The following is a 25,787-nucleotide window of genomic DNA, read 5'->3' as shown; positions in this document are numbered from 1 at the left end:
GGCAGGGATATACGTACGCCGATACGTATTCGCGGAATCAACTATTCCGCGTTGACACATAGTCGTGATCCGGCCAACACTGTGGACGCCAAGGCTGAATGTTGGGGGACCAGATGGCGACAGCCGCGACGGCGGGCGCGGGGACCAACCGCCTGCCGCACCGCGAACGGGAATTGGGTGCACTGGAAACGGCTCTGGCGGACCTGGCCGCGGGCCGCCCTTCGGTTCTGCTCGTCAGCGGACCACGAGGTACCGGCAAGACCGCGCTGCTGCGCGCCATGACGCTCCGCGCCGCCGAAGTCGCCGTGCCGCTGCGCGCCCGGTGCCACGCGCATGAGCAGGATTTCTCCTATGGCGTGGTACGGCAGCTCTTCGACCCCTTCACCCACCGATCGGCGCAGCAGGGAACGCCGCTCGTGGATTTCTCCGAGCAATTAGCAGAGGCGATTCCCGGGAGCGCCGAGGGCGCGCTCGGGGCGTCCGGCGGCAGGCACGCGGTACTGGACGAGCTGTTCCACGCCGCCCGTGATCTCAGCAGCCGCCGCCCGGTGCTGCTCGCCATCGACGACCTTCATCTCGCCGACCCGCAGTCGCTGCACTGGTGCACGTATCTGGCCCGGCGGCTGGACGGGCTGCCGGTGCTGCTGATCGCCACCGTCGACCCGGACGCGGGGCACCGGGCCACCGCCGAACTCGGCGCCCTGGCGCACACCACCGTCCTCGTCCCGGAGCCGCTGTGTGACAGCTGCACCACCGAGCGGCTCGCCGAAGGCCTCGGCGCGCCGGTCGACACGGAGCTGGCCGCACTGTGCCACGCGGTCTCCCAGGGCAATCCGCTGATCCTGGCCGAACTGACGGCACGGCTCGCCGCGGGCCGGATCTCCCCGGGTGCACCTGATCCGGAGACGGTCCGGCAGATCGCGGCGGGCACCCTCGCCGACACCGCGCTGACCTGGCTGCGCGAACGCCACCCCACCGCCTTCGACCTGCTCACCGCCCTGGCGGTGCTGGGTCCCGAGGTCCCGCCCGCCCATGCCGCCATGCTGGCCGGCCAGGGCGATCTGGTCGCGGACGAGGCACGGGCGGCCCTGGCCCGCAGCGGTCTGGTCGAGCCGGAAGCACCGGGCGCGCTGCGCCACGACCTGGTGCGCACCGCGGTGCTGTCCGGCACCGAGGCCGGCACCCTGGTCACCCTGCACGAGCGGGCCGGCGAGCTGATGGTCAGGCTCGGCGCGCCGGCCGACCGGGCGGCGGAACACCTGCTGAGCTCCGGTTCCACCGGGCTGGACTGGGCGCTGCCGGTGCTGCGGGCCGCGGCCAGGAACGCCGCGCAGAGCGGTGGCTGGGACATGGCCGCGCGCTATCTGCGGCGTGGTCTGGCCGAACCGGCCCCGCAGGACGTACTGCGGCAGATGACCGTCCAACTGGGCGCGGTGGAGCTGCATCGCGACCTGCCGGCCGCGGCCCGCTGCCTGGTGGCCACGGCGGCGGCCGCGCCCGACCCGCTGGAACGGGCGCGCAACCTCCTGCCCTTCGGCGGACCGGTGCTGGCGCTCGCCTCCACGGCGGCGTCGGAGCCGTTCGCCGAGACGGCGGGGGCGCTCGCCGCGCTTCCTGAGCCGCCCAGGGAACTGCTGCTCGCCGTCAGCGCGCAGGCGGCCCTGGCCGGCCATCGCGCGGGGCTGCGCCGCGCGGTCCAGGCGCTCGCCTGCGGCCCGGCCGATCCGGCGGCCCAGGCGTTCCTCGGCACCCTCGCGGTCATGACGGCCGCCGGCGGCCGGTCCCACCGGCGGGCCGTACGGCTGGCGGTGCGCTGTGTCCGCTCGGCGCCCGCCGCGGACGCGGGTCCCGGCGTCCTGGGCGCGGCGATGGCGCTGGCCTGGTGCGGCCGGCTCGACGAGGCCGCGGTGTGGGCCGCCCGCGCGGTCCGCTCGGCACAGCGCTGGAACCGTCCCGCCGAGCTGACGCTGGCCCTGCTGGCCCGCGCCGACATCGCCGTGCGGCGGGGGCATCTGACCGCCGCCGAGGAGGACGCGCGCGCCGCACGGGAACTGACCGAGCAGCGTGTGCACGCGCCCGCGCTGCATTCCGCCGCCACGGCGATGCTGCTGCGGCTCGCGGTGCGCCGGGGGGACACCTGCGCACGGCCCGACCTGCCGGAGCCGCCCGCCGACGCCCACCCGCTGCTGCGCGGCCTGGTACTGGAGGCGTCCGGTCTGGCGGCCATGGCACGGGGCGACCACAGCGAGGCGCTGCGGCTCTTCCTGGAGTGCGGCCACCAGCTGGCGGCGCGCGGCATCGCCAATCCGGCCTGCATCCCGTGGCGGAGCCATGCCGCACAGGTCTACCAGGCCATGGGCGAGCCCGGCGCCGCCCGGACCATCGTCGCGGAGCCGGCCGCGGGCACCGCGTCGCACCCCGCGGCGAGTGACCACCTCCCGCCGATCGGCCGCACCGCGGCGGCACCGGTCCGCCTGACACCGAGCGAACGCCGGGTCACGGAGCTGGTGTTGCAGGGCCTCAGCAACCTGGAGACGGCCGAGCGCCTGTGCCTGAGCAAGCGCACGGTCGACACGCACCTGGGCCGCATCTACCGCAAACTGGCCATCAAGGGCCGCCCGGAACTGGCAGCGGCGGTCAAGGCGTTGTGACGCCGCCTGCCGACGGCCCGTGGTCACGGCATCCAAAACCCTGCCGGCCGGCGGGCCGGCGGGCCGGCGGGCCGGCGGGCCGGCACCGCGGTCAGAGGGACGGGGTGAGGGCGAAGTGGGCGCCCCAGGGGTCGCGGAGGCGGACCGGGGCGGGGAGGTCGTCGTTCGGGGCCGGGGCGGTGGCTCCCAGAGCGTGGGCCCGGGCGACCGCGTCGGGCGTGGCTCCGAAGTGGGGCAGCCAGTACGGCTGTTCTCCGGGCGGGGTGCGGGTGATCCGGGCCAGGCGTGTCCCGTCCAGCTCCAGGCTGAGGCCGGTGCCCTCGCCGCGGACGGAGCAGCCGAACAGCCCGCCGTAGAACCGCTCGGCCCGTTCCGGCCGGGGTGTGCGCAGCTCGAAGTCGCAGACCGCGCCCGCTTCGTCGGCGAGCACCACACCGACGTCGTGGTGCCCCTCCCAGAAGCCGACCGGTGCTCCGTCCGGATCCACGGCGAGGCACAGCCGCCCGTCGGCCCCGGTCGCGACCGGGCCCATGACGATCCGTCCGCCGAGCCGGCGGACCTCGGCCGAGGTCGCGTCGATGTCCTTGGTGGCCAGGTAGACGGTCCAGCTGGCGACGGGCGGCAGGCCGGGCGGCGCCGCACCGGTCCCGCCGATGATCTCTCCGCCGAGCCGGGCCAGGTGGTAGCCGGGCCCCTCCGCCGTGTACTGCCAGCCGAAGAGCTCCGTGTAGAACCGCTGGGTCCCGTCCAGGTCAGGGGTGACGCAGTCGACCCAGCAGGGGCTGCCGGGCCGGTAGCCGGTGCGTCGGGGCATCCGTCGTCCTACTTTCGCGTGAGTTCTGCGTCGATGAGCCCGGCCGCTTCCTCGGCCCCGTTCCCCGAGGAGAGCTCCAGCCGGTAATGGGGTGCGGCCGAGAACGCGGCGCCCGCCTCCACCGGCCACACCTGGGGGACGAACTCACCGGGGGCCATCCGCACGCCGTCGTCGGCGGTGCCGCACAGCCGCACCAGGGACGGCAGGGCGATCCGCGCGTCGACCGGCACCACATCGCCCAGGCACTCGGGCCGCACGAGCAGCATCTCCCCGCCCAGGGCCGAGGGGACCGACCGCAGGCTCTCCTCGGGCAGCCCGGCGGTACGCATCCGGACGGCCGCGCGGCCCCGGGCCTCCAACGGCAGCAGGCAGGGCACCACCTGCTCCTCGACCAGGTCGAACACGAGGAGCTGTCCCGAGACGAAGCGCCAGGAGCGCTGCGCCAGGGCGGCGGCCACGCTCAGCGTCTCCGCGTAGGGGCCGCCCACCAGGGCGACAGCGGCCGAGTGCTTCGCGAGGACGACCGCCCGCATCAGCGCGTACCGCTCCCCCAGCACGGCGAACGGCGGCAGCGGCGGCGGCATGGTGCCCCAGCCCCGGAAGGTGCGGCGCAGCAAAGGTGTGCCGTCGCCGTGGCGGACCAGGAACTCCTTCTCGCCCGCGGTGTCCCCGTCCGGCTGTCTTCGCGTCGCAGCGGTGAATTCCACACGCACGGACGCCAAGGATGCGGAACCGGGGTCACGTATCACGTGCGGTCCGAAAAGAAAGGCGAGCTCCGAAGGATCGGAAGAGGCCACCTCGACCTCGATCCCGGAAAAGCGCAGGATGATGTCCCCCCTGCCGTGCATACCCAAATCCCAGTTCCGGACCGCGCGAAGGCAAAGGGTCCTGATGACCTAGTGAAGAAAACCTGACAGTTGCGCGCCGGGCGTGATCGGCTGTCCGGAAGGGCAGGGCATGGCAAGAGGACCCCGCGCCGGGACGCGATGCCGCAGGCGAGGCCGGAAGGAAAGAAGGGTGCTGCAGAACAGGATCACGCTGCGCTGGAGAGGATTCTCCGCCTCACCGCTCGGGCGGCACCGCGGCGGGTAAGCCGGTCACGCAGGCCGAGCGGTCCTGCCCGATACCCGAAAGCGCGTGTGCAGACATTGAGTAGCCCCGTTTTGTTTCAGGCAGGGATCCGGTTCGACCGAATACACCCACAAGAGTGAAGATCATCTTCATTGACCTTCACCCGGGCTGTCAATTCGCTTGACTAGATTTTTGAACTGTCGGCACGTCCGGGTCGGCCCCGGCGCCCGCTCCCGCGGGGCCCGGCACGCCGCCGCCACCCTCGAAGCCGCGACCGGCGGGCCGGGCGAGGCACCCCGAGGGTGGCCCGCCGCCCGCGTCGCAGGCGAAGTGGTGCCCGGAGCCGGACTTGAACCGGCACGCCCGCGAAGGGGCAGCGAGGTTTAAGCTCGCCGTGTCTGCATTCCACCATCCGGGCAGGCCGTGGGCTCCGCTACGAGCTTCGAGCCTATCGGGACCCATCCCCCGAACAGCGGAAGGGCGGACCGATGTTGTCTTATTTTATTGACGTCTGAGGGTGCATCAGCCCACGGTACGAGCCATCCGCACTTGCCAACAGCGTGCCGTGACGCGGGTACGCGCGTGCGCGAAATGACGGAATTTCACCGTCCGAACGAGGGTGTCCCACCCGTTCTCGACACCGTTCGACACCGGTTCGACCGTGCCCCCCTCTCAGGGTCGGCCGTCCTCCCCAGGTATGACACCGGGTCGTCCCGTCCGACCCGAGTCGCCCCCCGGAACCGGAACAGCGGCTGACTACACGCGCCCCTGGCGCCGAGACGATGGAGTGGTCCCCATGGAACACCCGTCCTGACAGGAGCACCTTCCCGTGACCACCACACCCACCGCCGGCCGGACCACCGCCGTGGCCGCACGCGCCACGGAGCTGTCGAAGATCTACGGGCAGGGTGAGACCCGGGTGGTCGCCCTGGACCAGGTCTCCGTCGACTTCCGGCAGGCCGAGTTCACCGCGATCATGGGCCCGTCCGGCTCGGGCAAGTCGACGCTGATGCACTGCGTGGCCGGCCTCGACACCTTCTCCTCCGGCTCCGTGCGCATCGGTGACACCGAACTGGGCTCCCTGAAGGACAAGCAGCTCACCAAGCTCCGCCGGGACAAGATCGGCTTCATCTTCCAGGCCTTCAACCTCCTGCCGACGCTGACCGCCCTGGAGAACATCACCCTGCCGATGGACATCGCGGGCCGGAAGGCCGACAAGGCGTGGCTCGACCAGGTCATCCAGATGGTCGGCCTGTCGGGGCGGCTCAGCCACCGGCCCTCGCAGCTCTCCGGCGGCCAGCAGCAGCGCGTGGCCGTCGCCCGCGCCCTCGCCTCCAAGCCCGAGATCATCTTCGGTGACGAGCCGACCGGAAACCTCGACTCGCGCTCCGGCGCCGAGGTGCTGGGCTTCCTGCGCAACTCCGTGCGCGAACTGGGCCAGACCGTCGTGATGGTGACCCACGACCCGGTCGCCGCCGCCTACGCCGACCGCGTCGTCTTCCTCGCGGACGGCCGGGTCGTCGACGAGATGTACGCGCCCACGGCCGACTCCGTCCTCGACCTCATGAAGCAGTTCGACGCGAAGGGCCGTACCAGCTGATGTTCCGCACCGCCCTGCGCAACGTCCTCGCGCACAAGGCCCGGCTGCTGATGACGGTGCTCGCCGTCATGCTCGGCGTGGCCTTCGTCTCCGGGACGCTCGTCTTCACCAACACCATCTCCGACGCCTACCAGAAGAGCTCCGCCAAGGGCTTCGACCAGGTCGACGTCGCCGTACGGCCCACGTACCAGGACTCCAAGGGCGACAAGGTCGGCCGGACGGCCGAACTGACCCGGGCCATGCTGGACAAGGCCGGCAAGGTTCCGGGCGCCGCCTCCGCGACCGGTGTCGTCAGCGGCTTCACCGCCGTCGCCGACCAGGACGGCAAGCTGGTCGGCGGCGACTGGCAGTCCACGGGCGGCAACTACTGGGGTGCGAAGGACGCCCGCTACCCGCTGGTCAGCGGCCACGCCCCGCACGGCCGGGGCGAGGTGCTGCTCGACTCCAGGACCGCCGAGCGCGCCGGCTACAAGGTCGGCGACACCGTGCGCCTCTCCGTGGACGGCCCGGTCCTGACCCCGGCCGTCAGCGGCATCTTCACCACCGACGACGGCAACGTCGCCGCGGGCGGGAGCCTCGCCCTGTTCGACACGCCGACCGCTCAGGCGCTGTTCGGCAAGAAGGGCACGTACGACGAGATCGACGTCAAGGCCGCGCCCGGCACCAGCCAGTCCGCGCTGAAGGCCGCACTGGACGAGGCCCTGCCGTCCCACCTGGTGGAGACCACCACCGGCAAGCAGCTCGCCGACGACCAGGCGAAGCAGATCGCCGACTCGATGAGCGGCCTGAAGCAGGCCCTGCTGGTGTTCGCCGGTATCGCCCTGTTCGTCGGCACGTTCATCATCGCCAACACCTTCACCATGCTGGTCGCCCAGCGCACCCGGGAGCTGGCCCTGCTGCGCGCGGTCGGCGCCTCCCGCCGCCAGGTGACCCGTTCGGTGCTCGCCGAGGCGTTCGCGGTCGGCGCGGTCGCCGGTGTGACCGGTCTGGCCGCCGGTATCGGCATCGGCGCGGGCCTGCGCGCCCTGCTGGGCTCCTTCGGCGCGAGCGTGCCCGACGGGCCGCTGGTGATCAGCCCCGGCACCGTGGTGGCCGCCCTCGCGGTCGGCATCCTCATCACCATGCTGGCCGCCTGGCTGCCCGGCCGCCGGGCCGCGAAGATCCCGCCGGTGGCGGCGATGAGCAGCGTGCACGCCAAGGCCACCGCCAAGTCGCTGGTGCTGCGCAACACGCTCGGCGCGCTGTGCGCGGCGGCCGGTGTCGCGGTGGTCCTCGTGGCCACGTCGATGGACGCCACGGCCGCGCAGGGCCCGATGGGCATCGGTGCCGTCCTGCTGATCACCGGCGTGTTCATCCTGACCCCGCTGCTGTCCCGGCCGCTGATCGCGGCCGCCGCCCCGGTCATGCGCGCCTTCGGCGTCTCGGGCAAGCTGGCCCGCCAGAACTCCGTGCGCAACCCGCGCCGTACGGCCGCCACCGCCTCCGCGCTGATGATCGGCCTGACCCTGATCACCGGCATGACGGTGATGGCGGGCAGTCTGCAGACGGCCATCGACAAGATGGCGTCCTCCGCGATCCGCGCGGACTACGTCGTCTCGATGGCCGACCACGGCCCGCTCTCCCCGGAGGTGGCGAAGAAGGCCGCCGCCGCCGACGGTGTCACCGCGAGCAGCCCGCTGCGCAACGGCGAGTCCCGCATCGACGGCGAGACCGAGTTCCTGACCGGCGTCAACGGCGCGTCCATCGGGAAGCTGACGGACCTCAAGGTGGACGAGGGCTCGTTCACGGTCGGCGGTTCGCAGGTCGTCGTCGACAAGGACCGGGCCAAGGAGTACGGCTGGACGTCCGGTTCGCACTTCACCGCGCACTTCGAGGACGGCAAGGCGCGGCGGCTGACCGTCGCCGGGATCTACGAGGGCAACGACATGATCAACGGGATCATGATCGACAACAAGGTCCTCACCCCGCATCTGAAGGCTCCCGCCGACATGCAGGTCATGGTCAAGACGGCGGACGGCGCCTCCGACGCGGCCAAGGACAAGCTGGCCAAGGCCCTCGGTCTGAACCCGGCGATCAAGATCCAGGACAAGCAGGACATCTCCGACGGCATCGCGAAGATGTTCACGACGATGCTGAACATGCTCTACGGCCTGCTCGGCATGGCGGTGATCGTCGCGGTCCTCGGGGTCATCAACACGCTGGCCATGTCGGTCTTCGAGCGCTCCCAGGAGATCGGCATGCTCCGCGCGATCGGCCTGGACCGCAAGGCGGTCAAGCGGATGGTCCGTCTGGAGTCCCTGGTGATCTCCCTGTTCGGCGGGGTGCTCGGCATCGGCCTCGGCGTGTTCTTCGGCTGGGCGGCCGGTCAGCTGCTCGGCACGAAGATGCCGACGTACGAACTGGTCCTGCCCTGGGGCCGGATGGCGGTCTTCCTGCTGCTGGCGGGCCTGGTCGGCGTCCTGGCCGCGCTGTGGCCGGCCCGGCGCGCGGCCCGGCTGAACATGCTCGCGGCGATCAAGTCCGAGTAGCCGTACGACGGTGAGGGCCCCCGCTCCGGTCGCGGAGCGGGGGCCCTCGCCGTTTCCGTCGTGCGGTTGCAGCGGCCCGAGCCGAGCCGTGCGGCCGGGTCAGCCGTGCCAGGTGCGCGGGCGCAGCGGCAGGCCGGAGGCACCGGACTGCGGAGTGCGGATCGCCAGGACCTGGTTGACGCCGATCCGGTTGCGCTCGAAGGCGAGTGCGCAGGCGGCCATGTACAGCAGCCAGACGCGGGCGCGGCCGGGGCTGGTGAGCCGGACGGCGCGGTCCCAGTCCGCCTCCAGGTTGGCGACCCAGCGGCGCAGGGTGCGGGCGTAGTGCTCGCGGAGGGACTCCACGTCCCGCACCTCGAACCCGGCGCGCTCCAGCTGGGTGACGGTGGTGCCGAGGGGGGCGAGTTCCCCGTCGGGGAAGACGTACGCGTCGATGAACTCGTCCACCTCGTACGCCGATTCGTCGTACTGCGGGCGGCGGCCGATCTGGTGGTTGAGCAGCCGCCCGCCGGGCTTCAGCAGGCCGTACAGCTGCTGCGTGTACTCCAGATAGCGTTCGGCGCCGACGTGCTCGGCCATCCCGATGGAGGAGATCGCGTCGAAGGGGCCGTCCGTGACGTCCCGGTAGTCCTGGACCCGGATCTCGACCCGGTCGGTCAGCCCCTCGTCGGCGACGCGCTTGCGGGCGTACGCCGCCTGCTCCTGCGACAGGGTGACCCCGACGACGCTCGCACCGTGCTCGCGGGCCGCGTGGATGGCCATCGAGCCCCAGCCGCAGCCGACGTCCAGCAGCCGCCGGCCCGGCGACAGACCGAGTTTGGCGCTGACGAGTTCGAGCTTGTCGCGCTGGGCGGTCTCCAGGGCGGCGTCGCCCTCCACGGCCCCCCAGTAGGCGCACGAGTAGACCATCGACGGCCCGAGGACGATCTCGTAGAAGTCGTTGCCGACGTCGTAGTGGTGGCTGATGGCCCGCCTGTCGGTGCGCCGGGTGTGCAGTTTCCGGCGGGGTCTGCGGACCTCCTCGCGCGGCGGGGACGGCGGGATCGGCGGCCCCGCCAGCCTGAGCAGCTCACGGACGGCGGCCCGTACGGCGGGGTCGCGCAGGGCCTCGGCGGGACCGCGGGCGTCCTCCCCGCGCTCCCACACCAGACCCGCCATCGCGTCCAGCGCGGTGTACAGGTCCCCCTCGATCCCCAGGTCGCCGGAGACCCAGGCGCGGGCGAGGCCCAGTTCGCCCGGCTTGAACAGCATGCGGCGCAGGGCGCGGCGGTTACGCACGACGAGCACCGGCGCGTCCGGCGGCCCGGCCTGCGATCCATCCCAGGCGCGCAGCCGGACCGGGAGCGGGACTCCCAGTACCTGCTCGGCAAGACTCCTCAGCCGCGACGCGGCGTCGGCCATGGCGCAACACCTCCAAGACGACGATCCCGGATGCCGGTAACCACGTAAACACCGTCGGCAGTTCCGCACAGTCCCGCAAAGGAGTTACAACTGAGCAAAACGGTGCAGGGGCCTCACGGATGGTGATCCGGGAACGCCGAAGGACCTCCCGCACCACGGATGGCGGGAGGTCCTTCGGTCGGTTCACCGGCCCTGGGCCGGAAGGTGCTGACCGGTGAGGGTCAGGAGGCCTTGGCCTTCTCCTCGGTCTTGGCGGCGGCCACCGGGGCCGGCTTCGCGGCCTCGTAGAACTCCTCGCGGGGGTTCTCCATGGCGCCCAGGGAGACGACCTCGCGCTTGAGGAACATGCCGAGCGTCCAGTCGGCGAAGACGCGGATCTTGCGGTTGAAGGTCGGCATCGCCATGCCGTGGTAGCCACGGTGCATGTACCAGGCGAGACGGCCCTTGAGCTTGATCTTCATCTTGCCCATGACGATCATCGCCACGCCCTTGTGCAGGCCGAGACCGGCGACCGCACCCTTGTTGGCGTGCTCGTACTCCTTCTGCGGGAAGCCCCGCATACCGGAGACCACGTTGTCGCCGAGGACCTTGGCCTGGCGCAGCGCGTGCTGGGCGTTCGGCGGGCACCAGGCGTTCTCGTTGCCCGCCTTGCGGCCGACGAGGTCCGGGACCTGGGCGTTGTCGCCGGCGGCCCAGATGTAGTCCGTGCCCTTGACCTGGAGCGTGGGCTCGCAGTCGACGTGGCCACGGGGGCCGAGCGGCAGACCGAAGCGGGCCAGGGCCGGGTTCGGCTTGACGCCGGCGGTCCACACGATCGTGTTGGAGTCGACCTCGAGGCCGTTCTTCAGCACGACGTGGCCGTCGACGCAGGAGTCCATGGAGGTGGAGAGGTAGATCTCCACACCGCGGCCCTCAAGGTGCTCCTTGCCGTACTGGCCGAGCTTCGGGCCGACCTCCGGCAGGATCTTGTCGGCGGCGTCCACGAGGACGAAGCGCATGTCCTCGCGGGACACGTTCTTGTAGTACTTGGCCGCGTCGCGGGCCATGTCCTCGACCTCACCGATGGTCTCCGCGCCCGCGAAGCCGCCGCCGATGAAGACGAAGGTGAGCGCCTTGCGGCGGATCTCCTCGTCGTTGGTCGAGTCGGCCTTGTCCAGCTGCTCGAGGACGTGGTTGCGCAGGCCGATGGACTCCTCGATGCCCTTCATGCCGATGCCCTGCTCGGCGAGGCCGGGGATCGGGAAGGTGCGGGAGACCGCGCCCATCGCGATGACCAGGTAGTCGAAGGGCAGCTCGTACGCCTCGCCCACCAGCGGGGCGATCGTGGCGACCTTGCGGTCCTGGTCGATGGTGGTGACCCGGCCGGTGAGGACCTCCGCCTTCGGCAGCACGCGTCGCAGCGGGACGACGACATGGCGAGGGGAGATGTTGCCGGCGGCGGCTTCGGGCAGGAAGGGCTGGTAGGTCATGTACGACCGGGGGTCGACGACCGTGACGGTCGCCTCTCCGTAGCGCATCTTCTTGAGGATGCGCCGAGCTGCGTACAGGCCTACGTACCCACCGCCTACTACGAGGATCCTGGGACGCTCCGTGGTGCTCATGCCATCGAGTATCCACCCGCCTCGGAGGGGTCGCTCGTGCGCCCCTTCACAAGCTCCGACAGGCCCTGTGCTACACTCCGCGACTCGCGTGACGCAGATCATGACAGCCAAGGGGAACCGCAGCACCCTCCGAGCCGTTGTCAATGCCGCGTGAGCTGCCTCTCTCGACGGCGAGCGAGCGTGTGAGCCGCCCGGAACGCCGCCGCGGGCACGCGATCCGAAGGCGTCGCACGACCCCCATCTGAACATGTTCAAGGGCGCATTGGGCACCCGAAAGGACCAACGGACGCCCTTACGCACCCCGACCGGGCCGAATTCCTTGTGAAGAACTTCACGAACTTTTCCGGCGCCACACCCCCGACAGGCCCGCGAGGACCCTTCCGGCGACGCTCAAACGTTATCCGACCTGCTCAGCCGACGGCTACCCGCAAGTAACAAAAGAGAGCCGGGCAACAGGAAACGCCGGGCGGCAGGGACCGTCACGGCGGCCGCCCCGTCGGTTCCGGCCGGTGGCCACGGCGACGGGGGGTGCAGCGGCCTCATCGTCCTCCTGTGCAACTGACGGCCCGTCCGATGACGGTCGGTCCGCGTCGCCGAAGCGACGGCCCTGGTTCCTCCGGAAGGAACCAGGGCCGCTCCGTGTCATCGCGGGTCGGCCGCCGCCCGATCCGATCCCGCCGCTTCCGCCTCTTCCGCCACCTTGAAGGCGATCCCGTCGAGGATGTCGTGCTCGCTGACGACGACATCCTCGGCGCCGATCCGCTCCATGATCGCCAGCAGGACCAGGGCGCCCGCGCCGATGACGTCGACCCGGCCGGGGTGCATGGACGGGATCGCGGCGCGCTCGGCGTGCGTGGAGCGCAGCAGCCACTCGGTGATCTCGCGGACGCGGTCGCGGGAGATCCGGGAGTGGTGGATGCGCGCGGAGTCGTACTCGGGCAGTTCCTGGGCGATCGCGGAGACGGTGGTGACCGAGCCGGCCAGGCCGACCAGGGTGTGCGCGTCGCGCAGCGGGACCGTCTGCTCCGCGAGGTCCAGGGCGGCCTCGATGTCGGCCCTCATGGCGGCGATCCGCTCCTCGGTGGGCGGGTCGGAGACCTTGCCGCCGTGCACCAGGTGACGTTCCGTCATCCGCACACAGCCGACGTCCACCGACCGCGCCGCCCGCACGTGCTCCTCGCCCACGACGAACTCGGTGGAGCCGCCGCCGATGTCCACGACGAGGTAGGGCCGGGCGAGGTCGTCCCGCCCGGTCAGCTCCCTGGTGGCGCCGGTGAAGGAGAACTCGGCCTCCTGGTCGCCGGTGATGACCTCCGGCTCGACTCCGAGGATGTCCAGCACGCCGCGTACGAAGTCGTCCCGGTTCTCGGCGTCGCGGGAGGCGGAGGTGGCCACGAAGCGCAGGCGTTCGGCGCCGTGCTCCTTGATCACGGCCGCGTACTCACGGCAGGCCGCGAACGTGCGCTCCAGCGCCTCCGGGGCGAGCCGGCCGGTGCGGTCGACGCCCTGGCCGAGCCGCACGATCGTCATCCGGCGGTCCAGCTCGATGAGTTCACCGGTTTCGGGATGCACATCGGCGACCAGCAGCCGGATGGAGTTCGTACCGCAGTCGACGGCGGCGACCCGGGTCACTTCTCGTTCCCCTCGGTGTCCTGGAGCGTCACACAGGCGCCCTTGCTCCACCACTGCGGCAGCATGGCGATCGCCTCGTCGCCCAGCGGGTTCACGCCGGGGCCGGCGGCCAGCGAGTGGGCGACCAGGACGTGCAGGCACTTGACCCGGTCCGGCATGCCGCCGGCGCTCGGGAAGCCCGTCAGCTCCTCGATCTCGTCCCGGCGCCGGATGTAGTCCTCGTGCGCGGCCCGGTAGGCGGCGGCCAGCTCGGGGTCGGTCTGCAGCCGCTCGGTCATCTCCTTCATCACGCCGTTCGCCTCCAGCGTGCCGATGGCCGAGGACGCCTTCGGGCACGTGAGGTAGTACAGCGTCGGGAAGGGCGTGCCGTCGGGCAGTCGCGGGGCGGTCTCCACGACATCCGGATGGCCGCACGGGCAGCGGTGCGCGATGGCCCGCAGGCCCCGCGGCGGGCGGCCGAGCTGCTGCTTGAAGGCCTCGACATCCGCGTCGGTGGGCTCGGTGCGCGGAGTGGGCGGCGGGGGCGTTTCCATGACTGCTTTCAGGATGGCTTTCTGTGGGTTGCTGACCGGCGTCCGCCTCGGGCGGCCGGCCGGTCCTGGTCGGGGCCGGTCGCTGGCCGGCCGGTCACTGGTCGGAGGCGTCGGACTTGTCGACCCCGTCCCAGACGTTCGCGTACCAGGGCCGGTGGGCGGCCCCCAGGTCGGCACGGGACTGCTTGGCCGCGCCCGGGTCGACGACCACGTACCCGGTCTCGCCGGGCTTCACGTAGTGCAGCCGGTGCCGGATCTGCTGTTCGGCGTAGGAGTCGTCCTGCCAGCGCGCCTTGAGGTCGCGCAGCTGCTCGACCCGTTTGCGGTCCTGCTCCTGCTGCCGCTGGAGGTCGGCGATCTCGGCGCGCTGGGAGACGTACTGCCGCATCGGGTAGGCGAGCGCGACGATCATCGAGCACAGCACCAGCGCGAGCAGCGCGGCGCGGCCGGTGAGCCGGGAGCGGCGGGCCTGCCGTTTGCTCTGGGAGCGGTAGACCCGGGCCGCCGTCTGCTCACCGAGCAGCCGCAGCCGGGTCGCGGTGGAGAAACGGTCCCGGTCCTTGACGGCCATCTGGCTCTCCGCCTCTCCTTGCCTCGCGGTTCACACGTGCGTACGTCCCCGGACACGGTACGGGACCGGGTCCGGGGACGTACGTATGACTGGCTAAGACTTAGCCCGGTGGAGGTCAGCCCTTGGAGACCTCGATGTGGCCGCGGAAGCGCGGGAAGGCGCTGCGGCCGGCGTACACCGCGGCGTCGTCGAGGATCTCCTCGATGCGCAGCAGCTGGTTGTACTTGGCGACGCGCTCGGAGCGGGCCGGGGCGCCGGTCTTGATCTGGCCGCAGTTGGTGGCGACGGCCAGGTCGGCGATGGTGACGTCCTCGGTCTCGCCGGAGCGGTGGGACATCATGCACTTGAAGCCGTTGCGCTGGGCCAGCTCGACGGCGTCCAGGGTCTCGGTCAGCGAGCCGATCTGGTTGACCTTGACCAGCAGGGCGTTGGCGGTGCCCTCCTCGATGCCGCGGGCGAGGCGCTCGGGGTTGGTGACGAACAGGTCGTCGCCGACCAGCTGCACCTTGTCGCCGAGGCGGTCGGTGATGACCTTCCAGCCGGCCCAGTCGTCCTCGAACAGCGGGTCCTCGATGGAGACGAGCGGGTAGGCCGCCACGAGCTCCTCGTAGTACTCCGTCATCTCGGCGGCGGAGCGCTCCTTGCCCTCGAAGAGGTACTTGCCGTCCTTGTAGAACTCGGAGGCGGCGACGTCGAGCGCGAGGGCGATCTGCTGGCCGGGGACGTAGCCGGCCTCCTTGACGGCCTCCAGGATGAGGTCGAGGGCCTCACGGTTGGAGCCGAGGTTCGGGGCGAAGCCGCCCTCGTCGCCGAGGCCGGTGGACAGGCCCTTGCTCTTCAGGACCTTCTTCAGGGTGTGGTAGACCTCGGTGCCCCAGCGCAGGGCCTCGGAGAAGGACTCCGCGCCGATCGGGGCGATCATGAACTCCTGGATGTCCACGTTGGAGTCCGCGTGCGAGCCGCCGTTGAGGATGTTCATCATCGGCACCGGCAGCAGGTGCGCGTTCGGGCCGCCCAGGTAGCGGAAGAGGGGGAGGTCGGACGCCTCGGAGGCGGCGTGGGCGACGGCGAGGGAGACACCGAGGATGGCGTTGGCGCCGAGGGAGCCCTTGTTGTCGGTGGCGTCCAGGTCGAACATGGCCTGGTCGATCAGGCGCTGCTCGGTGGCGTCGTAGCCGACCAGCTCCGGGCCGATCTGCTCGATGACGGCCAGGACGGCCTTCTCGACGCCCTTGCCCTGGTAGCGGTTGGGGTCACCGTCGCGCAGCTCGATGGCCTCGAAGGCGCCGGTCGAGGCGCCGGACGGGACGGCGGCACGACCCGTGCTGCCGTCGTCGAGGCCGACCTCGACCTCGACCGTGGGGTTGCCTCGGGAGTCCAGGATTTCCCGGGCTACGACGACGTCGATGGACGGCACGAGCATCTCCTTCTTGGATGTGACGCTGGAAGTGCGGGGCTTGCCGCCTTGCGGCTGCGCCTTGCGACTAGAGCCTAACCGTCTCCAGGGGATCGGCCACCGACCGACCGCCCCGTGGACGGGGTGGGACACGCAGACGGTACCCATTGTTCATGAGCGGAACAAAGGGTGGGTGCACGGGGCACACACAAAAGACCCCGCCCCGGCGCGTACGGGGGAACACGCGCCGGGGCGGGGAGCCCGTGGGGACGGGGGCGGCCCCGGGGGGAACGGGGTGAGGCCCGCGGGGACCGAGGTGGGGCCCGAGGGCCGCCGCGCCTACTTCAGGTGCAGCTGCTGGCCCGGGTAGATGAGGTTGGCGTCCGAGACGATGTCCTTGTTCAGCTGGAAGAGCTTCTGCCAGCCGCCCTGGACGTGGTGCTTGTCGGCGATGGAGCTGAGGGTGTCGCCCGTGACCACCTTGTACTCGCCGTCGCCCTTCTTGACCTTCTTGCCGGTCGGGGTGGTGACGGTCTTGCTCGCGGAGGGGGCCGTGCGCTCGGCGGAGCGGGAGGCGGCCTGCTGGTCCGTGGAGCGGGTGGTGCTGCTCGGCGCGGTGGTCTTCGACGAGGTGGTCTTCGAGGGGGTGCTGGGCGCGGAGCCGTTGTACGGGGTGCTCGACAGGCCCGTGCCGCAGACCGGCCAGGCGCCCTTGCCCTGCGCGGCGAGGACCTTCTCCGCGACGGCTATCTGCTGCGCCTTGGTGGCCTGGTTGGCCTGCGCGGCGTAGGCGGTGCCGCCGTACGCGGCCCAGGTGGAGGCGGAGAACTGCAGGCCGCCGTAGAAGCCGTTGCCGGTGTTGATGGACCAGTTGCCACCGGACTCGCACTGGGCGACGGCGTCCCACTGGGAGGCGGTGGCGGCGGAGGCGTTGCCGGCCGCCATCAGCGGGGCGGCGACGGCGGCGCCGGTGACGCCGGCGAGCGCGAGGGCGCGGGTGGCCTTGGACGGACGACGGTGCTTGCCCTTGCCGGTAAACAGCATGGATCGATCCCCTCACCGACGCCTGCGAGGTGAGCTGTCGGGTTCGGGCCGGTTGAGTTGCCCGGCCGCACGCTCGCTCTCGCGAGGCGCGGCTCCACCCCTAGCCGGTACCGGCGTGAACCGCCGGGCCCGGCACTTACCTTGGGTCCCCCGCTCCTGCCTACGGCGCTTGACGCGACGACTGTTCCCGGGCAACCGCTGGCAGGATTCGGCGTTGCGAGTGCCGGGGCTCGTGGTGACGAGCGGCCTTGACCGTAGACAGGTGATCGAGGGAATTTCAAAGACGATCAGGGCTTCTGAGACTCATCCCACACTTTCACCGAAACGGACATCAGCGGCGAAACAGGGCGTCAACTACCGCTGCTTTCCGCCCGTTTCGGCACCGACTTCCAGGGTCTGACCGGCGGTGATGTGATTCGGGTCGGTACCGATGACGGTCTTGTTCCCGTCGTAGAGCGCATGCCATCCGCCGTCGACGCGCAGAGAGTCGGCGATGGAGGCGAGGGTGTCCCCTTCACGCACGGTGTAGGTGCCCGCCGCGGGGCCGGCATGACGGCCGGAAGAGGGGGCGTTCTGACCGTTTGTCACGCTTTCGTCCGCACTCCCACCGCGGTGGCGTCCACCGCTGCTGAGCGTGCCGGTGTCGACCAGGCTCCAAGAACCGGCGGACTGCTGGTAATTGTCCGATTCGTCGGTGCCAGGGGTCGGCGCGGGAGAGCTGTCACTTCCCTGCGAGTCGTCCTTACCGGACGAGCCAGACGATCCGGACTTGTCACCCTTGTCGGACTTGGGCGTGCTGCTTCCGGTGGAGCCCCCCGTCTGGTCCGGGGTCTTGGTGGCGTGGCGGCCGTGACCCGGAGTGGGTGTGGCGCCCTTGCCGGAGGGGGAACCGGAGGCATCCGAACCCGGTGCGTCCGGGGCCGGGGAACCGGAATCCGAGGAGTCCGAACCCGAGGAGCCGGAACCGGAGTCGGACCCCGCGTGCGAGCCGGAGCCGGAGTCCGAACCGGAGTCGGAGGCGGACGAATCCGGCAGACCGGACGAGTCGGAGCTGTCGGCCGAGCCGGACGCGTCCCCCGATCCGCTGCCGTCCGCGGAGCCGCCGACGCCGGTGTCCACGTCCACCGAAGCGGAGTTGGAGGTCAGCCCGGCGGTCAGCGCGCACATGGCCCACGGCTTGGTGCCCTGGTCGGCCAGGATCTTCTCGGCGACGGCGATCTGCTGCGAGCGGCTGGCCTGGTCGGCGCTGTCGGCGTACTGCGTGCCGCCGTACCTGCCCCAGTCGTCCTGCGAGATCTGCAGGCCTCCGAAGTAGCCGTTCCCGGTGTCCGCGCTCCAGGAGCCGCCGCTCTCGCACTCGGCGACCTTGTCCCACGTGGTGCCGTCGGCGGCGTTGGCGCTCGCGGCGCCGAGCAGCGGGATGGCGATGGCGGAGCCGGTCACTCCGGCCGCGACGAGGAGAGCCGGAGCCTGACGGGGGCGACGGTGACGACCGTTCCCGGAGAGCATGCGGAAGCCTTTCGTGCGACAGCAGGGCCGGCGCGGCGCGCTGAAGCCCGGCGCCACACTGATGGGTGAACGTATCGGCAGACGATCACTTGTCACAAGTTAATGCCGCGCAGATCACGTGAAGATCACAAAGTTGAACGCCCTTCATGTTCACCGTTCCACGGCTTCGCCGGCCTCCGGGGTGAACTCCACGGGCAGTGTGCGCAGGCCCCGCATGATGAGCCCGCCGCGCCAGCGCAGGTCGGCCGGATCGGCCGCGAGCCGCAGGTCGGGCAGCCTGGTGAGGAGCGTGGCGAGCGCGGCCTGACCCTCCAGCCGGGCGAGCGGGGCGCCGAGGCAGTAGTGGATGCCGTGGCCGTAGCCGAGGTGCTGGTTGTCGCGGCGGGCGAGGTCCAGCACGTCCGGGTCGGCGAACCGCTCCGGGTCCCGGTCGGCCGCCGCGAGCACCACGAGCACCGGGTCCCCGGGCGCGATGTCCTGTCCGCCGAGGGTGAGCGGCTCGGTGGCGAACCGCCAGGTGGCCAGCTCCACCGGGCCGTCGTAGCGCAGCAGTTCCTCCACCCCGGTCTCCAGCAGCTCCCTCTCCCCCTCGGCCAGGGCGTCCTGGAGCCGCGCCCGCTGCTCGGGGTGGGTCAGCAGCGCGTAGGTGCCGTTGCCGATGAGGTTGACGGTCGTCTCGAAGCCGGCGAACAGCAGGATGAACGCCATCGCCGCGGCCTCGTTCTCGGTGAGGTGCTCACCGTGGTCGGAGGCGCGGATGAGGCCGGAGATGAGGTCCTCGCCGGGCGCGGGCTCGGCGGGCAGTGCCTCGCGCTTCTTGTGGATCAGCTCGGCGAGGTAGCCGCGCATCTTCTTGACGGACCGGGCGACCCCGCCGCGCGGCCCGCCGCCGTGCCGGATCATCATGCCCGCCCAGTCCCGGAAGTCGTCCTGGTCCTCGCGCGGGACGCCGAGCAGGTCGCAGATGGCGTAGATGGGCAGCGGGAACGCGAACTCGTGGATGAGGTCGGCGGAGCCCTTCGCGGCGAACCGGTCGATGAGGTGGTCGGTCAGCTCCTGCACCCGGGGCGCGAACTCGGCGACCCGGCGGGGCGTGAACGCCTTGCTGACCAGCCGGCGCAGCCGGGTGTGGTCCGGCGGGTCGATGTTCAGCAGATGGGTCATCAGCTCGGCCTTGCGCTCGCCGGGGATGCCGGTCTTGCCCTTGGCGTGCGCGGGCTCGTCGTGATGCGCCGGGTTCTTGCTCAGCCGCTGGTCGGCCAGGGCCTGTCTGGCATCGGCGTACCGGGTGACCAGCCAGGCCTCCACCCCGCTGGGCAGCCGCGTCCGGTGCACCGGCGCGTGCTCGCGCAGCCAGGCGTAGGCCGGGTAGGGGTCGGTGGCGAACTCCCAGGTGAACAGGGCGGGAGCGGAGTCCGGGGCGGGGTCGGGGGCCGCCTGGGGGTGGTGCTGGTCGGTCACTCCCCGACCGTATCCGGCCTCGGGTGGGCCTCCGCGTCCCGGTGGTCGCCGCGCCCCGCGCGTATCTCCTCGGGGCCGACGCCCTCCGCCGCCCGGATCGCGTCGCGGTAGGCCCGGGCCGCCGCCCGCAGGGCCGCCTCCGGGTCCACACCGTCCGTTTCGGCACGGGCCGCCAGGGCGAGCAGCTCGTAGCCGACCCCCTCCCCCTGGGGCAGGGGGACGTCCAGGTCCGCCGTGCGGGCGCGGGAGACGAGCTTGGCGGCGAGGGCCAGTCCGGGCTGGCCGAGCGGGACGCCCTCGGTGACGGAGGTGCGCCGCTTCTCCTCGGCCTTGGTGCGCAGCCAGTGCTGCTTGACGTCCTCCGGCGTCTCGGCCTTCTCGTCGCCGAAGACATGCGGGTGGCGGTGGACGAGCTTGGCGACGATGCCGCCGGCGACGTCGTCGACGGAGAACGGCGCGTCCGGGTGCTCCTCGGCGATCCGGGAGTGGAAGACGACCTGCAGCAGGACGTCGCCCAGTTCCTCGCGCAGCTCCTCCCGGTCACCGGCCTCGATCGCCTCGACCAGCTCGTACGCCTCCTCGATGCCGTACTTGGCGAGGCCCTGGTGGGTCTGCCGGGAGGACCAGGGGCATTCGGCGCGGATGCGGTCCATCACCTGCACCAGGTCCAGCAGGCGGGCGCCGGGCAGGTCGTAGGAGGCCGGCAGCAGCTCCAGATCCGGCATGGACACGCGGCCGGAGCCCGCCAGCCGGGCCAGGCCGTCGGTGAGCGCGGGCTCTCCCTCACCGGTGGCCACGACCACCACCGTCCGCCCGCCGGCGCAGGCGTCGACCAGCTCCTGCGCTGTGGGGGAGGTCTCCTCCACCACGGTCCCGGCCTCGCGCAGATACGGCAGCTGCGGATGCGCTCCGTCCGCGCACAGCACGGCGTCTGCGGAGCGCAGCGCCTGCCAGGCGGGCCAGGACAGCAGGCCGGGGGCGACGCGGTGGCTGGTGGTGAGCAGGACGATGCGACCGGGGTCGGTCGTGGCGGCGGGGTCGGAGCTGGATGCGTTCACGGTCCGAACGTAACCCACGGCGGGAGGGAGCGGATTCGGTTGTCCACAGGGCTGGGACGATCGTGTGATCGTATGACCGACGCGTGCTCGATCGGCGGCGCCCGGCCCGGCCGGGCTAGGCCGTCACCGGCTGTCCGCCGTCCGCCGCGGTGACCTCCCGCACCCAGGGCGTCCTGGCGTCCACGCGGCTGCTCTTCTGCACGTCCCAGGAGCCGTAGCGCGGATTGAGGTCGATGCGGAGCTCCTGGGAGGCCTTGGCCAGGGCCTTCCAGAAGTCGGGCCGGCTGGTGTCGGTGCCGAGCTTCTTGGCCAGCTTCTGCGCCTCCAGCTGCAGGCGCAGGTTCTCGTCGAGGTGCGCGGGGGCGATGCCGTACTTCTGCAGCCAGGCGGCCTGCAGCCCCTTGGCACCGCCGGCCTGCTGCTCCAGGCCGCCGCGCATCCGCTGGACCTCCTTGCGGGTCACCGTGATGCCCTCGTCCTGCGCGGCGCGGTGCAGCACCCGGTCGAGCACCATGTTGTGCAGGGTGTCCCGGGTGAGGCTGCTGGTGGAGGCGAGGACCTGCTGGTACTGGGTCTCGTCCGGCACCGCGGCCCGCTGGGCCCTGCGGACCTCGTCGACCCGGCCCTCCAGCTGGGCGACGGTGATCCGCTGCCCGCCGACGACGGCCGCGGCGCCCGGATGCGCGTCGTCTCCGCAGGCGGTCAACAAGGGTGCCGCGGCGGCGATCGCGGCGGTGAGGACGAGCGCGGTGCGGCGGCGGTGCAAGGGAACCTCCAAGGGGAGATTGTGCGACGGTGCACAAAGTCTTGCGGTGATCGATGGTAGGCAGTGGGCGGGCCCGGGCCAACCCATTCGACCAACGATTCGCACGCGCTTCGGGCACCGTCGCGCCACCGGGTCGGCTCAGCCGGCCGCACCGCGGCCGCGGTGCGCTAACCGCGCACCTGTCCCAGCCACTGCAGGGTGCGCCGGATCTCCATGGCCATCGGGTGACCGGGGCCGTGCAGCCGCTCCACGTCCATCAGCAGCCGGGCGAGGGTGTCGTGGGCGGACGGCCGGTCGCCGAGGGCGAGCAGCAGATGGCCGATGCGCCGGCGCACCTCGTGGGCGACGTGCGGGTCGCCGGAGACGTACTGGTTCTCGTAGTACGGCAGCAGCGCGCGGTACTCGGTGAGCGCCGCCGCCGGTTCGCCCAGCTGCTCCAGGCACTGCGCGGCCTCGTAGCGGTAGCGCAGGGACTGCGGGTCGGCCTGGCCGGCCTCGGTGGCCCGTTCGTCGGCGAGCCGGCGCAGTTCGGGCAGCGCGCGCCGGTACTGGCCGTCGTCCATGAGGGTCGCCGCGTACTGCTTGCGCAGCGTGCGCACCACCGGGGAGTGTTCCCCGTGCTGCTCCGCGGCGGCGGGCAGGATCGCGCCCAGGATGTCCACGGCCTGGGTGATGCGCCCCTCCCCCAGCAGGCGCTTGACCTCGTCGACGGCGGCGGCGACATCGGGCTTCTCGGCCGTCGGCGGCGCCGCGACCGGGGCGGGCCGGGGCGCGGGCGTCCGCGCGCGGTCCGGCCAGGGGGCGTGCGGACGCAGGAAGGGGCGCGTCGGGTCCAAAGGCGCACCGGTGGGCGTCCCGCGCGCGGGCAGGAGCAGCGCCAGGTCCTCGTACACCTCCTGAGCGGAGCCCGGCCGGTGCTGCGGGTCCTTGGCGAGCAGCCGCAGGACGAGCGCCTCCAGCGCCTCGGGGACCTCGGGGCGGATCCGGCGTACCGGCAGTGGCGGCTCGTACAGGTGCCGGTGCAGCACGCCGAGCGCCGTGGAACCCGAGAACGGCACGTCCCCGCTGAGCAGTTCGTGCATCAGCACACCGAGCGCGTACAGGTCGGTGTACGGGCCGACCGCGCCGCCCATCGCCTGCTCCGGCGCCATGTAGGCGGGCGAGCCGATCGGGGACCCGGTGTGGGTGAGACGGGTCGTGTCGGTGTCCATCACGGAGGCCACGCCCAGGTCGAGCACGGTGACCGTGCCGTCCTGCTTCACCATCACGTTGCGCGGCTTGAGGTCGCGGTGCACGATCGGCACGGCGTGCACGGCGCTCAGCACGGCGCACAGTTGCGCGGCCACCGCCACCGCCCACGGCCACGGGTAGGGGTCGTGCTCGGCGAGATGGTCGGACAGGTCGGCGCCGTCGACGTACTGCATGACGAGGAACAGCTCCTCGCCCTCGCTGCCCGCGTCGTGCACGGTCACCAGACCCGGGTGGTCCACCTGCGCCGTCACCCGGCACTCCCGCAGGAACCGGCGGCGCAGCTCGTCCGCCTCCTGGCCCGCCACCTTGTCGGGGCGCAGCAGCTTCACCGCCACACGCCGGTCGAGCCGCCGGTCGTACGCCGTCCACACCTGGCCCATGCCGCCCTGTCCGATGAGCGTGGACAGTTCGTACCGGCCGGCGACGACCCGTCCTGTCGCCACGCTCACCTTCCGCCCTCGTGGCTGTCGCTCCGGCCGTCATGCCGGCGCAGGTAGTCGCTCAGCTCGTCCAGTTCGGCACGCACCTGCTCGATGTGGCTGGGCGCCGGGCGCTGCGGCGGCTGGGGCACGGGCGTGTGCGGCACCGGGGGCGGCGTGTGCCGCGGGGCGGGCGGGGCCGCGGGAAAGGGCGTGTCGTGGCCCGCCCGGCCGATCGGCATGGCCGGGGCGGTCGCCGGCCGGTACGGGTGCGCGGGACCCGGGTAGCCGTACCCGGCCTGCGCCGGACGCTGCGCCGCGTAGGCCTGCCCGCGCCGCACGAAGTGGCGGATGTCCGCGGCGAGGTAGTACGCGATCCCGGCCACCAGCGTGAAGAGCAGCAGGAACAGGCCGAAGTAGCCGGCCGGGGTGTGGATCTCGTCGCCGGATTCGGTGCCCACGAGCACCAGGCTGAGGATGTCGGCGACCAGCGCGGCGGCGAACAGGACCCAGTCCAGCGACCGCCGCGTGACGATCGCCAGCCGCAGCAGCATCGCCCAGGCCAGCAGGCCGATGCTGAGAAACCCGATCGCCACGAACAGCACACGCAACAGGACCAGCCACGCGGTGTGCGGCGGCTTCACCGGCTGTCCGTAGCCGAGGCCTTGCATGACTGCTCCTGATGCCTGATGTGGGCGCACGTGTCCGCCCGGCGCACCCCGTCAGGCGGAGGACGCCGGTCGTGCGATTGTCGCTTCGAGCATATGACCCGACACGGACAAGCGTCCCGGTTGTACCGAACCGTTGTCCTTCCCCACGGGCGGCCGCCCGCCGGTCAGCCGGGCGCCACCGTACCGTCGGTGAGGCCGTCGTACATCCCGCGCACGAGCTGCTCCCCGAGCCGGCTCGCATGACGCAGCGCCCGCTCGAACTCGTCGAGTGCGCGGAACCGAGCGCCGTAGCGCCGTTGTTCGTCCAGGGGGAGCCGGGGCAGCTGCAGGCGGCGCACGTCGAGCCGGGTCGCGGTGGACGCGTAGCTGCTGGCCTGCCGGTTGTTCGCGGTACCGCGCAGGAAACCGGCGAGGAACCACGGGTCGAGCGCCGTGTGATCGGGGCGCAGGAGCACCAGGTTGCGCCCCAGGGCGGCGCCCGCCGTGCCGTCCTCGATCACGCGGGCCACCGAGCCGCCGCCCAGCACCGGTACGACGACGTCGCCCGGCTCGGTGAGCACGGCCTCCTCCTGGCTCTCGGGCAGCGACCCGGAGGGTGCGGCGCCGGCGAGGACGTCGTGGTCGGTGAGCACGGGCACGCGTGCGTGGCCGCCGTTTCCGCCGGTGCGCATCACCAGCGCGCCCCCGCGCGCGAGTTCACCGACGGTGGTGAGCGGCCAGCGCGCGCCCGGCGCGGGCGCGGCGGGCGGCGGGGTGAGGTCGGCGGTCAGGCGCAGGGTCGCGCCGAGGCGCTCGCGCACCGCCGTGAGCTGCTCCGCGCCGTCGGCCACGGCGGCCGGCGGCAGATGCCGGGCGGGCGCGAGGTCGACGTCGTCGTCGAGGAGTTCGATGACGGGCACGGACCGGGCGAGCCCCGGCCGCTCCGCCAGCCGCCCCGCGCGCTCGAAGGCACGCCAGGCGTCCAGGACGGCTTCCCGCACCGCGGCCCAGTCCGGTCCGCCGCGCCCCTCCCCGGCGAACCTCCCCGTGTCCGCCAGCAGCACCTCCGGCGCCGCGGGTGTCCGGTCCGGCCGGCGCAGCACCCATACGTGCAGCGGGATGTTGTACGGCGGTGCCGCCCCGACCGGCAGCGCGATCACCGCCCTGAGCGCGCCCCGGCGCAGCAGGTCGGCACGGATCCGGCGCCCGGAACGGCGGGAGGCGACGGCCGGCGGCATGAGCAGCACGGCGAGACCGCCGTCGGCCAGCCGGGCCAGCGCGTGCTGAACCCAGGCCAGTTCGGACTCGGTGCGGGCCGGGAAGCCGTACTCCCAGCGGGCGTCGTAGGCGAGTTCGTCGTGGCCCCAGTTGCGCTCGTTGAACGGCGGATGGCACAGCACCGCGTCGGCGCGCAGCTCCGGATGGGCGTCGGCGCGCAGGGTGTCGCCGGCGGCGCCGCGCACGGCGGCCCGGGAGTGCAGCGCGAGCCGCAGCGCGGTGAGCGCGGCCAGGTCGGGCGCGCTGTCCTGGGCGTACAGCTCCTGGTCGGGGCGGATGTCGACGGCCCGCAGCAGGGCGCCGGTGCCGCAGGCCGGGTCCAGGACGGTACGGGCGGGGCCGGCGAGGTCGGCCATGAGGCCGGCGAGGTCGGCGGGGGTGAGCGTGTACTGGCGGGGGTTGGCGTCCAGGTGCCGGCCCAGCAGGAACTCGAAGGCCTGCCGTGCCCCCAGCTCGGCGGCCAGCTCGGCCGCGCCGCGCAGGAGCGGGGCGGAGGCGAGGAGTTGCGGGCCGGTGGGGAGGCGCAGGGCGGGGGTGCGGGGGGCGGCGGGGC

19 protein-coding genes, 1 tRNA gene and 1 riboswitch are annotated in these 25,787 nt (G+C 72.1%); of the genes, 3 read left to right on the top strand and 17 right to left on the bottom strand.

Features of this window, described 5'->3' with window-relative positions:
• Positions 1–113 precede the first annotated feature (113 nt).
• The gene (locus IO33_RS0135955) at positions 114–2,651 is read left to right on the top strand and encodes an ATP-binding protein (RefSeq protein ID WP_031172973.1); all 2,538 of its coding nucleotides are present in this window, start codon (positions 114–116) and stop codon (positions 2,649–2,651) included.
• 91 nt (positions 2,652–2,742) lie between these two features.
• Here IO33_RS0135955 and IO33_RS46165 read toward each other — a convergent pair whose 3' ends face one another.
• The 3 genes from IO33_RS46165 to IO33_RS0135940 form a co-directional block, all read right to left on the bottom strand.
• Positions 2,743–3,465 carry a VOC family protein gene (locus IO33_RS46165; protein WP_051927153.1) on the bottom strand — a complete coding sequence of 241 codons (723 nt, stop codon included), beginning with the start codon at positions 3,463–3,465 and terminating at the stop codon, positions 2,743–2,745.
• 8 nt (positions 3,466–3,473) lie between these two features.
• Positions 3,474–4,178 (bottom strand): hypothetical protein, encoded by a 705-nt coding sequence (locus IO33_RS0135945; RefSeq protein WP_157857961.1) that lies wholly within the window; start codon positions 4,176–4,178, stop codon positions 3,474–3,476.
• Positions 4,179–4,867: 689 nt separating this feature from the next.
• A tRNA-Leu gene (locus IO33_RS0135940) sits at positions 4,868–4,954 on the bottom strand.
• 411 nt (positions 4,955–5,365) lie between these two features.
• On the opposite strand from IO33_RS0135940, the gene IO33_RS0135935 reads away from it, so the two are divergent.
• Positions 5,366–6,136, top strand: a complete 771-nt coding sequence (locus IO33_RS0135935; RefSeq protein WP_031172968.1) for an ABC transporter ATP-binding protein — start codon at positions 5,366–5,368, stop codon at positions 6,134–6,136.
• Positions 6,136–8,664 (top strand): ABC transporter permease, encoded by a 2,529-nt coding sequence (locus tag IO33_RS0135930; RefSeq protein WP_031172967.1) that lies wholly within the window; start codon positions 6,136–6,138, stop codon positions 8,662–8,664. The genes IO33_RS0135935 and IO33_RS0135930 overlap by 1 nt, the downstream gene beginning before the upstream one ends.
• A 99-nt stretch (positions 8,665–8,763) precedes the next feature.
• Here the strand turns inward: IO33_RS0135930 and IO33_RS0135925 are convergent, their stop codons facing one another.
• From IO33_RS0135925 to IO33_RS0135860, 14 genes are all read right to left on the bottom strand, one after another.
• Entirely contained in the window at positions 8,764–10,065 is a 1,302-nt protein-coding gene (locus IO33_RS0135925) for a class I SAM-dependent methyltransferase (RefSeq protein WP_031172966.1), read from the bottom strand.
• Positions 10,066–10,286: 221 nt separating this feature from the next.
• On the bottom strand, positions 10,287–11,666 hold the full coding sequence (locus IO33_RS0135920) for an NAD(P)/FAD-dependent oxidoreductase (RefSeq protein ID WP_078964024.1): 1,380 nt from the start codon (positions 11,664–11,666) through the stop codon (positions 10,287–10,289).
• A gap of 642 nt (positions 11,667–12,308) precedes the next feature.
• On the bottom strand, positions 12,309–13,298 hold the full coding sequence (locus IO33_RS0135915) for a Ppx/GppA phosphatase family protein (RefSeq protein WP_031172964.1): 990 nt from the start codon (positions 13,296–13,298) through the stop codon (positions 12,309–12,311).
• Entirely contained in the window at positions 13,295–13,831 is a 537-nt protein-coding gene (locus tag IO33_RS0135910; protein ID WP_031172962.1) for a DUF501 domain-containing protein, read from the bottom strand. Before IO33_RS0135910 ends, IO33_RS0135915 begins: the two co-directional genes overlap by 4 nt.
• 94 nt (positions 13,832–13,925) lie before the next feature.
• A complete protein-coding gene (locus IO33_RS0135905) occupies positions 13,926–14,402 on the bottom strand; it encodes an FtsB family cell division protein (RefSeq protein WP_031172960.1) in 477 nt (158 codons plus the stop codon).
• Positions 14,403–14,517: 115 nt separating this feature from the next.
• Positions 14,518–15,825: a phosphopyruvate hydratase gene (gene eno / locus IO33_RS0135900; protein ID WP_031172957.1), complete on the bottom strand. Its 1,308-nt coding sequence runs from the start codon at positions 15,823–15,825 to the stop codon at positions 14,518–14,520.
• A gap of 312 nt (positions 15,826–16,137) precedes the next feature.
• Positions 16,138–16,842, bottom strand: coding sequence for a transglycosylase family protein (locus tag IO33_RS0135895; RefSeq protein WP_031172955.1), 705 nt, complete (start codon positions 16,840–16,842; stop codon positions 16,138–16,140).
• Positions 16,843–16,846: 4 nt separating this feature from the next.
• Positions 16,847–17,020, bottom strand: a riboswitch (cyclic di-AMP (ydaO/yuaA leader).
• A 176-nt stretch (positions 17,021–17,196) separates the two neighbouring features.
• On the bottom strand, positions 17,197–18,351 hold the full coding sequence (locus tag IO33_RS0135890; RefSeq protein ID WP_031172953.1) for a LysM peptidoglycan-binding domain-containing protein: 1,155 nt from the start codon (positions 18,349–18,351) through the stop codon (positions 17,197–17,199).
• 150 nt (positions 18,352–18,501) lie between these two features.
• The gene (locus IO33_RS0135885; RefSeq protein ID WP_031172951.1) at positions 18,502–19,812 is read right to left on the bottom strand and encodes a cytochrome P450 family protein; all 1,311 of its coding nucleotides are present in this window, start codon (positions 19,810–19,812) and stop codon (positions 18,502–18,504) included.
• On the bottom strand, positions 19,809–20,870 hold the full coding sequence (locus IO33_RS0135880) for a nucleoside triphosphate pyrophosphohydrolase (RefSeq protein WP_245235958.1): 1,062 nt from the start codon (positions 20,868–20,870) through the stop codon (positions 19,809–19,811). The genes IO33_RS0135885 and IO33_RS0135880 overlap by 4 nt, the downstream gene beginning before the upstream one ends.
• A 115-nt stretch (positions 20,871–20,985) precedes the next feature.
• Positions 20,986–21,636, bottom strand: a complete 651-nt coding sequence (locus tag IO33_RS0135875; RefSeq protein WP_031172947.1) for a SurA N-terminal domain-containing protein — start codon at positions 21,634–21,636, stop codon at positions 20,986–20,988.
• 167 nt (positions 21,637–21,803) lie between these two features.
• Positions 21,804–23,294, bottom strand: coding sequence for a serine/threonine-protein kinase (locus IO33_RS0135870; RefSeq protein WP_280921949.1), 1,491 nt, complete (start codon positions 23,292–23,294; stop codon positions 21,804–21,806).
• A gap of 38 nt (positions 23,295–23,332) precedes the next feature.
• Positions 23,333–23,977 carry an integral membrane protein gene (locus tag IO33_RS0135865; protein ID WP_031172943.1) on the bottom strand — a complete coding sequence of 215 codons (645 nt, stop codon included), beginning with the start codon at positions 23,975–23,977 and terminating at the stop codon, positions 23,333–23,335.
• A 164-nt stretch (positions 23,978–24,141) separates the two neighbouring features.
• Positions 24,142–25,787, bottom strand: a 1,646-nt coding sequence (locus IO33_RS0135860) for an N-6 DNA methylase (protein WP_031172939.1), incomplete at its 5' end; no start/stop codon positions are given.

The organism is Streptomyces durhamensis (assembly GCF_000725475.1).
GTDB lineage: Bacteria > Actinomycetota > Actinomycetes > Streptomycetales > Streptomycetaceae > Streptomyces > Streptomyces filipinensis.
Note: the sequence above shows the minus strand (reverse complement) of the source record. Positions and strands in the feature narration are given on the sequence as shown.